The organism is Halalkalibacter krulwichiae (genome assembly GCF_002109385.1).
Classification (GTDB): Bacteria; Bacillota; Bacilli; order Bacillales; family Bacillaceae_D; genus Halalkalibacter; species Halalkalibacter krulwichiae.
Window position 1 is genome coordinate 1,798,674 of the sequence record NZ_CP020814.1, and the last position, 14,413, is coordinate 1,813,086.

At 38.1% G+C, this 14,413-nt stretch carries 11 protein-coding genes; 8 read left to right on the plus strand and 3 right to left on the minus strand.

Translation table 11 applies throughout. From position 1 onward, the window contains the following. Positions 1–167 precede the first annotated feature (167 nt). Together BkAM31D_RS08995 and BkAM31D_RS09000 are read left to right on the plus strand one after the other, a co-directional pair. The gene (locus BkAM31D_RS08995) at positions 168–2,240 is read left to right on the plus strand and encodes an McrB family protein (RefSeq protein ID WP_066160266.1); all 2,073 of its coding nucleotides are present in this window, start codon (positions 168–170) and stop codon (positions 2,238–2,240) included. Beyond that, on the plus strand, positions 2,209–4,674 hold the full coding sequence (locus BkAM31D_RS09000) for a restriction endonuclease-like protein (protein ID WP_066160269.1): 2,466 nt from the start codon (positions 2,209–2,211) through the stop codon (positions 4,672–4,674). Before BkAM31D_RS08995 ends, BkAM31D_RS09000 begins: the two co-directional genes overlap by 32 nt. Before the next feature lie 102 nt (positions 4,675–4,776). Here BkAM31D_RS09000 and BkAM31D_RS09005 read toward each other — a convergent pair whose 3' ends face one another. After that, a complete protein-coding gene (locus BkAM31D_RS09005) occupies positions 4,777–5,403 on the minus strand; it encodes a 3'-5' exonuclease (protein ID WP_066160272.1) in 627 nt (208 codons plus the stop codon). Positions 5,404–5,913: 510 nt separating this feature from the next. Between BkAM31D_RS09005 and BkAM31D_RS09010 the strand changes: the two genes are divergently transcribed. The 6 genes from BkAM31D_RS09010 (at position 5,914) to dhaL (ending at position 12,252) form a co-directional block, all read left to right on the plus strand. After that, positions 5,914–6,906, plus strand: a complete 993-nt coding sequence (locus BkAM31D_RS09010; protein WP_157076925.1) for a LacI family DNA-binding transcriptional regulator — start codon at positions 5,914–5,916, stop codon at positions 6,904–6,906. Positions 6,907–6,989: 83 nt separating this feature from the next. Further along, on the plus strand, positions 6,990–7,991 hold the full coding sequence (locus BkAM31D_RS09015; RefSeq protein WP_066160279.1) for a substrate-binding domain-containing protein: 1,002 nt from the start codon (positions 6,990–6,992) through the stop codon (positions 7,989–7,991). Positions 7,992–8,037: 46 nt separating this feature from the next. Then, complete coding sequence (locus tag BkAM31D_RS09020) at positions 8,038–9,537, plus strand: sugar ABC transporter ATP-binding protein (protein WP_066160282.1); 1,500 nt, start codon at positions 8,038–8,040, stop codon at positions 9,535–9,537. A 221-nt stretch (positions 9,538–9,758) separates the two neighbouring features. Then, positions 9,759–10,544 (plus strand): ABC transporter permease, encoded by a 786-nt coding sequence (locus BkAM31D_RS09030; protein WP_085449774.1) that lies wholly within the window; start codon positions 9,759–9,761, stop codon positions 10,542–10,544. A gap of 37 nt (positions 10,545–10,581) precedes the next feature. After that, positions 10,582–11,583 carry a dihydroxyacetone kinase subunit DhaK gene (locus BkAM31D_RS09035; RefSeq protein ID WP_066160357.1) on the plus strand — a complete coding sequence of 334 codons (1,002 nt, stop codon included), beginning with the start codon at positions 10,582–10,584 and terminating at the stop codon, positions 11,581–11,583. A gap of 21 nt (positions 11,584–11,604) precedes the next feature. After that, positions 11,605–12,252, plus strand: a complete 648-nt coding sequence (dhaL, locus tag BkAM31D_RS09040; RefSeq protein ID WP_066160288.1) for a dihydroxyacetone kinase subunit DhaL — start codon at positions 11,605–11,607, stop codon at positions 12,250–12,252. 489 nt (positions 12,253–12,741) lie between these two features. On the opposite strand, the gene BkAM31D_RS09045 is transcribed toward dhaL, so the two are convergent. After that, positions 12,742–13,506, minus strand: a complete 765-nt coding sequence (locus BkAM31D_RS09045; protein WP_066160291.1) for a response regulator transcription factor — start codon at positions 13,504–13,506, stop codon at positions 12,742–12,744. Next, complete coding sequence (locus BkAM31D_RS09050; protein WP_157108283.1) at positions 13,507–14,295, minus strand: sensor histidine kinase; 789 nt, start codon at positions 14,293–14,295, stop codon at positions 13,507–13,509. Positions 14,296–14,413 lie beyond the last annotated feature (118 nt).

Sequence of the window (14,413 nt, forward strand, 5' to 3'; positions counted from 1 at the left end):
TTAAAATATAACATATGTTACATACAAGTAAGTTACACCATAAATAGAAGCGAAGAACAGATGGTATCTGATCCTTTCTGAAAATCATAGAGCCATACTATAAATAACGAGTCGTTTGGGAAAAGAAAAAATTGTTCGATTGCTGAGAAAAACAGGTGGTAAAGAAAATGAAAAAAGTTAGAAGTTGGTCAAAACCATATTTGTTGAATTTGATTGGTAGAAAGAGAGTAGATTGGTCAATCTTTCAATATGGGACGCAGATTCCATTAGATTTTCATGAGGATTTTGCGCAGGCGAATGCCAATAAATTTTTGCGGCTTGGTGAGCGAGTTCCAGTTGAGTTATTAGTTGATGAGGAAACATATAAGGCGACATTAGTTTACTTTCAAAGGAAAAACTCAGAGGGAGGTTCCTTGCAACTTCGGTATGATCAAAATACAGTATTAAAAGAATTGCTTAAAAGTGCTTTTACTTCTTCTTATGAATTCTTTAGTGAAAATAGAGAAGAAAAGTCAAAGAAACCAGTTTATACACCTGATGAGATGGCTGAATACATAGATTTTTATCAAACTGAAACTCCTTTTAAGTATAGAGTGTCTTTTCAGAAAAAAGAGGAGAATTCGAATCCTGCTTTTTGGTGGGTCAATCAGGGGAAAACTCATAACCAAGAAAAAGAAGGTGGGTTTCTTTGGGCTCCCCAGAAGTCTAAGAGGGGCTTTCCTGTGCCGCATCATGTAAGCCTTTTAAGGGCACGGGTTGGAGATTTTGTGTTTTGTTATTCAGATAAAGAGATAAAGGCACTTGGGATTGTGCAAGATGAAGTAGTTGAGTCGAATAAGCCTAGTGAGATCGTTAGTAATGAGTGGCAAGAAGATGGCTATTTGCTGAGTATAAAGTACTTTGAGATTCAACCGAAGATTAAAAAAGAAGACATTCCGTTAGAGTGGAGGGTATCAGAAGCTGGTCCGTTTGATGTAAATGGTGATATTAAACAGGGGTATTTCTTTGAGCTTTCAGATTCCTTTGCTAGTAAGTTATGTGAGCAATTTAAAGAAAGATTACCAAGGGAAGTGGTAGATATTATCGGTCATTCAGGCCCTGAACAAGATTTGGTGGAAGTAAAGGAACAACCTCAACAATATACGTCTAGAAATCTTACTGCACACATTTATTCTTTCATTAGAAGCAAAGGATTTTATTATACTGAGACAGAAATTAACAATCTTTATCTCTCTCTCAAAACCAAACCCTTCGTCATCCTCTCTGGAATTTCTGGTACAGGCAAAACCAAAATCGTCCAATGGCTCGCAGAAAGTGTTGGAGCGACAGAGGAGAATGGTCAATTCGCTTTAATTCCAGTTCGTCCGGATTGGAGTGATGGATCTGATTTACTTGGGTATACGGACATCAAAGGTGATTTCAAGGAAGGGCCACTTACAACAGTATTAAAGAATGCCATTGGTCATCCTGATCTCCCTTATTTTGTCTTATTAGACGAAATGAATCTCGCGCGTGTGGAGCATTATTTTAGTGACTTATTAAGCGTTATGGAAAGTCGGAAGTGGGAGAATGGCAAACTTGTAACGTCTTTGGTTCTTCCGAAAGAAGTTGTTGGAAGTGATGTTTATTTGCCTTCAAATGTCTATATCATTGGAACTGTGAACATGGATGAAACGACGCATCCTTTTAGTAAGAAGGTGTTGGACCGGGCGAATACGCTTGAGTTTAATCGGGTGAAGTTGGATCATTTAGACTTTTTGCTAGAAACAACGGAGAAGGTTCCAATTGTTTTACATAACGATGTGTTTGCGACAAAGTATCTTCACTTAAAAGGTGTTTATGCTGAGTATCCGCAGTTAGTCGAAGAGGTGACCGGTGTCCTTGTAGAGATTAATAAAGTGCTCCAAATTAGTTCGGCTAATGTTGGTTACCGGGTTCGTGACGAGATTTGTTTTTACCTTGCTTATAACGACGAAAGCAATCTGATGGAGCGCAAGGAAGCGTTGGACCATTGCATTCTACAAAAGATCTTGCCACGTCTATCAGGGAGTGACACTCGAATTGAAAGAGTGTTGAAGGCTTTGTTTAAGCTGTTTACGAATAAAGAAATTGAACGTGCCGAGGATGGTAGGCCTGATGATCTAATTTATGCGGTGTATCCAAAAAGTGCTGAAAAGGTGCTAGAGATGATAAGGAGGTTAGAAGACGATGGCTTTACTTCCTTCTGGATCAGCTCCTAAGGAAGTTGAGCTGGTTGTTATAGAGACAAAATCGTTTTCCCTTGTGATTAAGGGGAGGCCGTTTCATGAACGCTATGAGGGATTGCAGCAGTACAGGCGTCTTGATTTCCATGATGTAATGCAGTTTGACTATCATGGAGAATCTGTGGAAGAAGTACTTGTTTTCGATGTTGAGCAGCAGGCACTAGTCAGTTACTCAAATCAACGCCCGATTTTCTTTGAAAACAGTGTGTATCAAGTGATTGTTTCTCCTAAAGAGGAGAGAGAGCTTTCCTTTTATCATGAGCATCAAAGCTTGCGGAAGGCGATCAGTCGAGTGAGCATTGGTACGTCTTATCTACTGATGGGGAATTTGCAGTTCCAGAATGAAGTTGGTCTTTCAACGTTTGAGATTCGTGATGAGAAACAAACGCTGCTAGAGGTCACGATTGAGGTGTTTCCGTCTAAGCTTGATTACAAGAGAGATTATCAAAGGCTCTTAGAAGAAGTGAATGATGAGATTTACAATTTGGCGTTTCACTTTTTGAAAAAGACATACTTAGGAGCACAGATCAAGCTAGATGGACAGCCTTCCTTGGCAGAGTTTTATCGCCTTATCACGGTTCATTTTCAATCGTTTCTACAAGCCATTGATCGAATTGAGCGGCAGCCGCATCATAAGCTTATGAAAAAGCATGAAAGGGTGAGGGGAGATCAACTGCAGCGTCTTGATTCAACAGGAAGAAGCTATTTACGGAAGAATGCTCAACTTTTTGTTGAAGTTAACCAAGGTTTGACGATAAATGGTCGTAATGTGATGCCAAGAGAAGGACTTAACATAAAAAAAGAGCTAACCTATGATACAGCAGAAAACCGTTATGTGAAATGGATGATCACGAGGCTGATTGATAAGCTGGAGTTCTTGTGTGAGAAGCTTAGTAATAAAAAGTGGCCAAAGACGGAGACGGATGCTGAACTTCTAGATAAGGTCAAAGGAATGATTCATAAGCTTACGCGTAAAAAGAAGAATCCGTTTTGGAAGGAAATTGGTGCTTTGGATCGCTCGGTGATGAGTCTTGTTTTGCAGATGGCACCGGGCTATCGCGATGCTTTTCAAATCTATTTAACTGTCTCAAAGGGGCTTGCCTTACAAGGGAAGCTCTATCAAATGTCGGTGAAAGATGTTGCCGAACTATATGAATGTTGGACGTTCTTAAAGCTTGGTCAACTATTGCAAAGAAAATATACTCAAGTTAGTCAAGATGTTGTGAAGGTAAATAGGGATGGTTTGTTTGTACGACTCGATACCAATCAATCAGCCAAACGAGTGTTCAAGCATCCGGTAACGAATGAAAAAATTACGTTAACCTATCAGATGACAGAGAAGAATCCAACAACGACACAGAAGCCTGATAGTGTTCTCAGCATTGAAAAGCAAGGGAAGGACTACGTCTACAACTATGTGTTTGATGCAAAGTACCGGATCGATTTTGCCGTGAAGGATAGCTACTACGGCGGAAAATACAATACACCTGGACCGTTAGAAGAAGATATTAATACGATGCACCGCTACCGTGATTCGATTGTGGCCAAGCAAAAAGGGCCTTATGAACGCACCGCTTTTGGAGCGTATGTCCTGTTCCCTTGGGAAGATGAAGCGAGCTATGCGGATCATCATTTTTATAAAAGCATTGATGAAGTCAATATCGGAGGCTTGCCGTTTTTACCGTCTGCGACTGATCTAGTGGAGCAGTTTGTGGAACGGTTGATTGAAAAGAGCCCAGAGGAGATTCAAGCTGAAGGGATCTTGCCGCGAGGAACAAGGGCGGATTTTGTTTCTGCTTTAGAAGAAAAGGTATTAGTCGGTGTGGTCTCAACGGAGCATCAGTACCGGAAATGTATGCAGGATGCCTCTTTTGTGTTGGAAGCAGGTGCGTTAAAGCGTGGCTGGCAAGAGGCAAAGTATGTTGCCTTATATGTGAGCAAGGAAGTAGGGATTCAAAACGGGGTGTGGAATTACGGGGAGATTCGGGATGTGAATGTCCGTGATGATGGCTCTGTTTGTTTCTTTGTCAAATCTTGGGTGAATTTACCTGTTTTAATTAAGCCGGTTCACTACGGAATTGCTGGTTATGCGATGACGACATTGTTTCAGTTAAAAGAAGCAAAGGAGCTGCCTGAGCTGTTTATGAAATCGAAGGATGAAATGGCTGTTTGGCGGATGCTGAGGAGAGTGTCTGACCGGATTCAGGTGGAACTAGATTCAAAGCACCTCGATCAGGCGAATAGTATTGAGAAGTATCGTTTTAAGGATGTAGAAATTCGGATGAATCGTTTGGAGAATCGAGTTGAGATTGTGAAAGGTGAAGTTCAGAAAGTTGTTGAGTATGATGAATTAAGAAAGAAGCCGAGTGGGATGTTTCGCGAGGTTTTGAAGGTGGTTGAAGGGGATTGAGTATTGAGGAGTTTGGATTTGTTTGAAACTTTTAAAAGTGCTTAAGAGTATCCAATATAAAGAAGGGATGAAGTGCAACAAGCACTTCATCCCTTTGTCTTATCACTTTACTTTCACCGCACTACTCTTTTTCTTACTTCTCTTTTTATTAGCCCGCGCCGGTGTATACCCATTAGGATAAACGGTTCCTTGGCCAATTTCTAGTTTCTCGATAAGGTCTTCGTGTTTTGAAACGTTGTTGTGTTTGCAAGCTTGCAAATATACTTGGGCTGCTACTTGTGCATCCTCTAGAGCATGGTGGTGTTTGAATTCGATTTGTAAATGATCTGCCACTACATTTAACGAATAACTATGGAGACCAAGCCATGTTTTTTTCGAAACATTCACTGTGCAGTTATATGAAAAGGATGGATAATCAAGTTGATATTCATCCAATGAGTGTCTCAATACAGACATATCAAAGCTAGCATTGTGAGCTATGACGAGTTTTCCTTCTAATAGATGAGAGATATCCTTCCAAACATCATGAAACGTTGGGGCGTCTTTAACATCTTCAGAGGTAATCCCATGTATTCTCACACATATTGGGTCGAAGTACATCTCATTAGGTTTAATTAATTGGTAATATTCCTCGGCAACCTTGCCGTTTCTTACGACAACAAGTCCAATCGAACAAGCACTTGAACGATTTGTATTTGCTGTTTCAAAGTCAATCGCAACAAAATCCAATTGGAGTCCTCCTACATAATTTGTATTAGTAGTTTAGTATATCGTAGATGCGAGAGGATTTATAGAAGTTATTTAGTAAATGATATGAGTATTAATATAAGCTGTTATTTTTGAGGTTACTGATAGAGAATTTAAAATTAAGAACGGATTACTTTGGAGGAAAATGGTAGAGAGCCAGCTAATTAGTAGCTGGCTTTTTTATATAAACTAGTTTTCATTGCTGATATCAGCTAATAAAAGAGTTTTGATTATATGTTTACCTTTATAAAATGATGTGTGAAAAAATAAATTTATTATTTTAGGATTTGTATTCTAAATTTTTAGAGGGTGTATATATTTATCTTGTAAGTGAGTGAAACGTTTCATTCACATTCATGTAAACGCTTTAACGAGTGCTGATAATGGCACAGAGGGTATAAAACTTAACTATAACTTATTGAAACGTTTCACTGCATACCTTTTATCGAAAAAGATGTCTTTTTAAATACAAATGAAACGTTTTAGTCTGAGGTGATTGTTATTAACGCAACTATGAAGGACGTAGCAAAAGCAGCAGGGGTCTCTATAGGAACTGTGTCAAAGGTTATCAATAAGTCTGGTTTTGTAAGACCTCAAATTAGAGAAAGAGTCTTATTAGCAATTTCTTTGCTTAATTACAAACCAAATGGAATTGCACGTAGTTTAAAGAATTCAAAAACGAATATTATCGGTGTAATTTTACCAGGATTAAATGATCTTTACTCTATGAGGATTTTAAACAGCATCGAGAAAGTCGCTTCAACGAAAGGATATAAAATTATCTATTGTTCTACTAATGGCGAGGTAGCAAGAGAGATTAAATCTCTACAATGGCTTATAGAAAAAAGGGTTGATGGGATCTTATTTTATCCATCTAGCGAAGAGCTTACGGATGTAGAGATACCAGCATCTATTCCCGTTGTCCTGCTCGAACGCCAGATAAAGGGTTATAATTTTACGGCAATAATGCATGAACATATTGAAGCTTGTAGACAACTTATTGAACCACTTACAAATAAAGACTTCCAGAAAATAATATTTTTTCATGGACCGATAAGAAGTTCTATTGAATGGTCAAAGGTAGATGGAATTTACAAAACTCTTGAGTATCTAGGGATTGAGAGTGAGGATCAACTGTTTATAGAAGTGAATGTTAAACAGGATAAAAGGGCGCTTACTGATTTTATGAGCAAGACCTTACTAAAAAGGCAAGAAGTAACAGCGGTTCTTTCTACAAATCCTACATTATTATCCGCATCTATAAGGGCTTGTCAAAACATTGAATTATCACTTGAAGAAGATATTGAAGTTTGCGGATTTGGAGATATTGATCCTTATGGAATCATAATGCCGCCAATAAGAATAGCAGAAGAGCAACCGGAAGAGTTAGCTAAAGTAGCTTTTAATGCGTTGTTTGAACAGATAAGTAAACCTACAAAGAAGCTTAATCAAACTTTCTTTATAACTCACAAACTTATAAATTAATTTATCGATCTTTAAAGGGGGGTGACGTAAAAAAGGGGGTTAATAGCAAGTAATAGATAAATAAAAAATTGGAGGAGATTAGAATGAAAAAACTATTATTATCGTTGCTTTTGTTAATGGTTTTTATAATGACTGCATGTAGTTCAGGTGAAGAATCCTCTAGCCCTAGTGAAGGGGAAGCAAGTAATGATATTACTATAGGTCTATCTAATTCAACTCAAGACATTGACTTCTTTGTAGCATTGAAACAGGGTGTTGAACAAGGTGCAGAACAACAAGGTTTCAATTTGATTAGTGTAAATGCCAATAATGATAGTGCGAAACAAATTGCAGACATTGAAGATCTTGTTCAACAAGGTGTGAGTGCAATATTAGTGAATCCGCAAGATGCTGAAGCGATTGTTCCAGGAATTGAAGTTGCAAATGCTGCAAATATTCCTGTTATTGCTATCGATCGCGGTGCAACTGCTGGAGAACTTCTTGCATTTTTGGAGACAGATAATGTGGAAATGGGGCAAAAAGCAGCTGATTATATTGCAGAAAAGTTAAAAGAACGCCACGGTGATTACGTGGGGAAAGTCGTTGAGTTACAGGGGTTACAAGGTTCGACAGCTGCACGTGATAGAGGAGAAGGATTCAATAAACAAATGGAAGAGAAGTATCCAAATATTGAAATTGTAGCGCGTCAGCCGGCAGATTTTAACCAAGAAAAAGCATTAAATGTTATGACGAATATTCTTCAAGCTAATAGTGAGATTGATGCAGTATTTGGACACAACGATGATAATGCTGTTGGTGCTGCAAATGCAATTGAACAGGCAGGAAGGTTTAAACCGGCTGGAGATGACGAACATATCTATGTCATTGGAATTGATGGAAATCGACAAGCGATTCAAGGGATCGAAAATGGTTCAATTGATGCAACGATCTCTCAAGTACCAATCAAAATGGGTGAAATGGCAGTTGAATATGCAAAAGCATATTTAGAAGGTAACGACGTAGAAGCACACACGTATACGAGAAATTTCCTCGTAACAAAAGAAAATGTAGAAACGGAAGATTTATGGGCTAAGGAGTTAAAGTAAATTGAAAAAGGGGATTTAATCCCCTTTTTCATCCTAGGGGAAGAGAATGTTTGGAGAAGCACTATTGTCGATGAAGGGTATCTCTAAAGGTTTTCCAGGTGTGCAAGCGCTAGAATCGGTAAATCTCTCTATTGGTAAAGGGGAGGTTATCGGTTTGCTAGGAGAAAATGGCGCTGGAAAGTCTACGTTAATGAAGATCCTTAGTGGGGAGTACATTTCAGATGAGGGTGACATTTTTTTAGAGGGCGCCAAAGTATCTTTAAACAATACAAAGGATGCTCAAAACCTAGGAATTAGCATTATTCATCAAGAATTAAATTTGCTTCCTTATTTGACTGTTGCAGAAAATATTTATATTCATTCCCTACCTCGAAAAGGAATAAATTTAAACCGAAAAAAATTACTGCAAGATACAAAGTCATTATTAAAAGAATTAAAGTTTGATATTGATCCAGATGCTCAAGTTGGTAGTATGACTGTGGCATCTCAGCAACTAGTAGAAATTGCAAAAGCACTATCCTTTAATTCGAAAATTATCGTTATGGATGAACCTACCTCAGCAATTACGGAGCAAGAATCAAAAAAACTATTTGACATCATTCGCGGACTAAAAGAAAAAGGAATATCCATTATTTATATATCTCATCGTATGGAAGAAATTTATGAAATATGTGATCGTGTAATTGTTCTTCGTGATGGAAAGAACGCTGGTGAAGGGAAGACGATAGATTTAACTACTGATGAAATTGTTAAGATGCTAGTAGGAAGAGAGATGACAAGTATTTATCCTTCGAAAAAGAGTACAGAAAAAAGAGATGAAGTTGTTTTGGAGGTTAAAAGTCTGTCTATAAAAGACCAGGTTCAAAATGCGTCTTTCAAATTATATAAGGGTGAAATTTTAGGTTTCTCTGGTTTGATGGGGGCCGGAAGAACAGAATTAATGGAAGGTATTTTCGGTTATAGAAAAAAGGATTCAGGAGACATATTTATAAATGGTAAGAACGTCACAATCAAATCTACAAGAGATGCAATCAATCTTAAAATTGGATTTGTGCCTGAAGACAGAAGACATCAAGGGATGATCGCTGGTTTTACTGTTGCTGAAAACATAAGTATTGTTGTCTTAAAAAAATTATTAGGAACATTTAAGAATATTAAATCAAGTAGAGAAAAGGAAATTGCTGAAGAATATATTTCAAAATTACGTATTAAAACATTTGATTCGAAGACAAAAATAGCAAACTTAAGTGGTGGTAATCAACAGAAAGCAATTATTGCCAAATGGCTAGAAACAAAACCAGATATTTTAATTTTAGATGAGCCTACTAGAGGTATAGATATTAGGGCAAAACAAGAAATCTACAAAATTATGAACGAAATTGCTGAACAAGGTACATCAATTATTATGGTTTCTTCTGAATTACCAGAAGTCTTAGGACTCAGTGATAGAGTCGTGGTTATGGCTAAGGGAAGGGTCACTGGTGAATACAAGAAAGAGGACGCAACCGCTGAGAAAGTCATGAAACTAGCTACGGAAGGAGTGTAGGCATTGGATAGTAATAATAAGAGCACGTCAAATTCTCAGCAGAAACCTACGAATGACACAAAAATAATTAATCTGTTTCAAGCCCTACTTCAAAATAAAGTACTGTTTGCTCTTTTAATAATATGTGTAATTTTAAGTTTTACATCTGAACAATTTCTCTCTTTTAATAACTTAACTAATATCTTACTTCAAAGTGCCATTATGGGGTAGTTGCGATAGGGATGACCTTTGTCATTATTACCTCTGGTATTGATTTAGGAGTTGGGGCTGTATTAGGACTTACAAGTGTTGTGACAGCAGGGATGGTCAGTGCCGGTTTTCCAATTATTATCGTGTTAATGCTTGCAATGTTGCTAGGTGCAATGTGCGGGTTGATTAATGGGTTTTTTATAACGAGATTCAGCATGGCTCCTTTTATTGTAACTTTAGCAATGATGGCTGCTGCTAGATCTGTCGCAATGGTTTATACAGATGCAAAGACTATCTCTATCTATGATGACGCTTTTTTTAGGTATCTTAGATCAGGAGAGATCTTAGGGATTCCTGTCATGATTCTTATACCCATTATTATCTTCCTAGTTGCTCATTATGTCTTACGATATACGATTTTTGGAAGATATGTTTATGCAATAGGGAATAACAAAAAATCAGCTGAGCTTTCAGGTATAAATGTAAAAAGGGTTGAGCTTTCTGTTTATATTATAGCGGGTTTTCTCTCTGGAATCGCTGGTATTTTAATGACTGCCCGACTAGGATCAGGAACCCCTTTAGCTGGATCAAATCTTGAGTTAATGGCAATAGCTGCAGTAGTAATTGGTGGCTCTAGTTTAATGGGAGGCCGTGGAACTGTTTATGGAACTGTAATAGGTGTTCTTTTAATAAACGTAATTAACACTGGTATGAACTTGATGAATATCTCATCTCATTATCAAGGGTTAATGATGGGGGTAGTTATTCTATTAGCAGCCTTGATAGATTCATATGGTAATAAAAAGAAAAACAGATAATATAGGAGGAATAAAAATGAGCGAAGTAAATCATTCAATGAAAAAGGTAATAAATGATCCTGAAAGAGTGGTAGATGAAATGTTAGAAGGGCTATTATTAGCCCATTCAGATAAATTAAAGAGTATTAGAGTCGACAATCGTTCGTTAGTTCGAATTGATGCACCGGTAAAAGATAAAGTTGGCATCGTTACAGGCGGTGGGTCAGGGCATCTTCCGTTATTTCTAGGCTATGTCGGCAAAGGAATGTTAGATGGCGTTGCTGTTGGTGATATATTCCAATCTCCTAGTTCGCAGCAAATGCTAGATGTTATCCGTGCGGTTAATACTGGTGCAGGAGTTCTAGCATTATACGGAAACTACGGCGGAGATGTAATGAATTTTGATATGGCAAGTGATTTGGCTGATATGGAAAACATTAGAGTAGAAAGTGTGGTTGCAACCGATGATATTGCCTCCATGCCAAAAGGCGGTGAAGAAAAACGTAGAGGTGTAGCAGGAATGTTCTATATGTATAAGCTTGCTTCAGCTAAAGCAGAGCAAGGAGCGAGTCTTGAAGAAGTAAAAAGAATTGCAGAGAAAGCCAATGCTTCAGTTAGAACGATGGGAGTCGCTCTTTCTCCGTGTACATTACCTGAAGTAGGAAGGCCTACTTTTACGATCAAAGATAATGAAATGGAAATTGGTATGGGAATACATGGGGAGCCGGGAGTGAAAAAGGGGAAAATAGAATCGGCAGATAGCATTGCCGAGACACTCGTGAGCTCTATTCTTGAAGATATGCCAATTGAAAAGGGCAATAATGTTTCAGTTTTAATTAATGGTTTAGGGGCGACTCCTTTAGAAGAATTATACATTGTTTATCGGAAGGTTCATCACATGTTAGCGGATAGAGGGATTGAAATCCACAACCGTTATATTGGCGAGTTTGCAACTTCTTTAGAAATGGTTGGTCTCTCTGTATCAATTCTAAAGCTTGATGATGAATTAAAAGAGTTAATTGATGAACCATTCAGTACTCCGTTTTTTTCTCAAAACTAAATAGAAAGGAGAGGGAATTTTATGGAAGAAACTTTAACAATTGATGACTTTAAAGGAATATTTACGATAATTAGTGGACTCATGGATGAAAAAAGAGATTATCTATGTCAACTAGATGGAGCTCTAGGTGATGGAGATATTGGACTAACAATGTCTAAAGGATTTAGAGGAATTAAAAAACACCTCTCCGACTTTCAAGAAAATGATATTGGTGTTTTACTAATGCAAAGTGGATTAGAAATGGCAAATAATGCGGCATCTACAATGGGCACTTTAGTAGCGACAGCACTAATGAGGGCGGGGAAAGTGTCGCAAGGTAAGAGTGAATGTACTATAGCAGATATCTCAATCGCGTTTAATGCCATGGTTGAGGGAATAAAGGATCGAGGAAAAGCTCAGGTTGGAGATAAAACAATTCTTGATTCGCTAAGTCCTGCTGCAAAAGCAATTGAAGAAGCAAATGCTAATGGACTCACATTAAAAGAAGCGGTTAGTAATGCTTCAAAAGCAGCAGAAAAAGGTATGTCGGAAACGGTTTATATGCAATCACAGCACGGTAGAGCCGGACGGTATTTAGAAAAATCAATTGGACATCAAGATCCTGGGGCAACTGTAGGAGCATATTTTGTAAAAGGTTTTGAGGAATACATTTATAATATTTCTGAATGAGAGATTCGATAAAAATTGAGTGATAGGTATATTTTAAAGCGCTTAGAGTAAGTGGGGAATCACTTACTCTAAGCGCTTTTTTTTGAATTGATTAGGATAAGGTTAGTTCGACAGGTTGAGGTAGTAATTTGCAGATTTATGTCTCTTTGTCGAAGAGGCTCGAGGGACTAACGGGTACAAGTGATGGAAGCGATGTAGGAAAGAATACAAGGGAAAAGAAGCAGCACTCTTATGAATATTGCGTTGTAAGTGGTACTTAGAAGAGGGAATCCTAATGTAATTAGGGGTTGACAAACTATTGCTTAGGAAATATAGGGGTGTAATTGATTCATATTGGTAATTGGAATGACATAGAGTTGTTTTTGGATAAGTATTAGAGGTAGGGGGAGTGCGGAATTTGTCGTAATATGCATGTTGCAGAAGGCCTCGATTGTCTGAACACAAACAAAAGAAGCCGGCCCCTAAAAAGCGGCCAGCTCCATCCTTATCTTAAACCGTACTTCTAACGACTCCTTTTCGATATTCCTTTGGCGTACACCCATACGTCTTTTTAAACACCTTTGTAAAATGTTTGGAATCAGTGTACCCGACACGTTCGCTTATTTCGTAGACTTTTAAGATCGGGTTTTTTAATAATTCACACGATCGTTTCATTCGTAGTGTGGTTAAATAGCTTATGAATGATTCGCCTGTAACGGTTTTGAATAGTTGGCCGAGGTAGTGTTCGCTTAGGTGAATTCGGTCGGCTAATAGTTTTAATGTTAGTGGTTCTTTGTAGTTTGATTGAATATAGGAGATGGTGTTTGTGATGAGTCTTTCTTGTTGAGTTTGTGGTTCTGATGAGCCAAGGTCTGGGTTTTCATTAAGTGTTTGCTGGCGACTGGCTAGTTCTTGTGTCACTTTTTTGATAAGGTCAAAGAGTTCGTTGACATCGATTGGTTTAAGGATGTAGCCTTTTGCGTTGTAGTGCAGGGCTTTTTGGGCGTATGAGAATTCTTCGTAACCGCTCATGATGATGACTGCTGGGTGGAGCTTGTGGTCGAGAATATGTTTTGTTAATTCTAGTCCATCCATGTGGGGCATGCGAATGTCGGTTAGAATGATGTCGATTGGTTCTTTTTCGAGCCAGTAGAGAGCTTCTTGGCCGTTTTCGGCTGTGCTGACGACATCGATATCAAGGTCAATCCATTCTTCCATTGTTTTTAGGCTGTCTGAAATCATCCAGTCATCATCTACGATCAGCATTTTGTTCATTCAAATTCCCCCTTTTTCAATCGGCAGTTTAAGTTGAACAGTCGTTCCTTTCTGAAGAGTACTAGTAACCGTTAGGCCATATGGCTCTCCGTAGCGGGAGAGTATCCTTGTTTGGACGTTGTATAAGCCGACTCGGTTTCGATATTTCGTTAAGTTGGTTGAGTTATGTTTTAAATTTTCATTAATTTCTGAAATTTGATCCTGGTCGAGACCTACTCCGTTATCAGCGATATCAATTAAGATGAAATCATTTTTTGTTCGAACATATATCGTGATCTTTCCTTCTGAGCGTAATGGGTCAATGCCGTGAATAATTGCATTCTCCACAATCGGTTGGAGGATCCATTTGATCGTACTATAGTGTTCGATCGCTGGTTCAACGATGATTTCATATTTAAGAGGGTAGCGCATTCGTTGTTTTTGAATTTCTAAGTAATATTCAACATACATGAGTTCTTGCTTAAGAGGTACTTTTTCCTCGAACGAGCTGATGCTTAGTCGCAATAAGCGTCCTAATAAAACAATTAGATGGCTGATTTCATATTCCTTCTTTTTTCGAGCTAAGGAGTTGATGGATTCAAGTGTGTTATAAATAAAGTGCGGGTTGATTTGAAGCTGCAGAGCGGTAATCTCAGCTTCTTTCTTTAATTGTTCTTCTTTTTGAACAGACTCAATTAATTCTTTGATTTTGCCTAGCATGTGGTTGAATCCACGAGCTAAGTCGCCTATAGCATCCTTGGAATTGGTAATGAATCGTTCCTCGAAATTCCCGTATTCTACTTCTTTCATTTTTCGTTGCAGTTTGTGAATCGGTTTTGATATTTGATGAGAGATGAAAAGGGATGCGAAAATGCAAACAAAGATGCTGATCACAATCGAAAAGAGCGATATTTTCTTTGTATCGGCA

Bases quoted from the DNA above. Each gene is read 5' to 3' on its own strand.
- BkAM31D_RS08995 (WP_066160266.1), top strand. From the start codon at position 168: ATGAAAAAAGTTAGAAGTTGGTCAAAACCATATTTGTTGAATTTGATT.
- BkAM31D_RS09000 (WP_066160269.1), top strand. From the start codon at position 2,209: ATGGCTTTACTTCCTTCTGGATCAGCTCCTAAGGAAGTTGAGCTGGTT.
- BkAM31D_RS09015 (WP_066160279.1), top strand. From the start codon at position 6,990: ATGAAAAAACTATTATTATCGTTGCTTTTGTTAATGGTTTTTATAATG.
- BkAM31D_RS09020 (WP_066160282.1), top strand. From the start codon at position 8,038: ATGTTTGGAGAAGCACTATTGTCGATGAAGGGTATCTCTAAAGGTTTT.
- BkAM31D_RS09030 (WP_085449774.1), top strand. From the start codon at position 9,759: ATGACCTTTGTCATTATTACCTCTGGTATTGATTTAGGAGTTGGGGCT.
- BkAM31D_RS09035 (WP_066160357.1), top strand. From the start codon at position 10,582: ATGAAAAAGGTAATAAATGATCCTGAAAGAGTGGTAGATGAAATGTTA.
- dhaL (WP_066160288.1), top strand. From the start codon at position 11,605: ATGGAAGAAACTTTAACAATTGATGACTTTAAAGGAATATTTACGATA.
- BkAM31D_RS09045 (WP_066160291.1), bottom strand. From the start codon at position 13,506: ATGAACAAAATGCTGATCGTAGATGATGACTGGATGATTTCAGACAGC.
- BkAM31D_RS09050 (WP_157108283.1), bottom strand. From the start codon at position 14,295: ATGAAAGAAGTAGAATACGGGAATTTCGAGGAACGATTCATTACCAAT.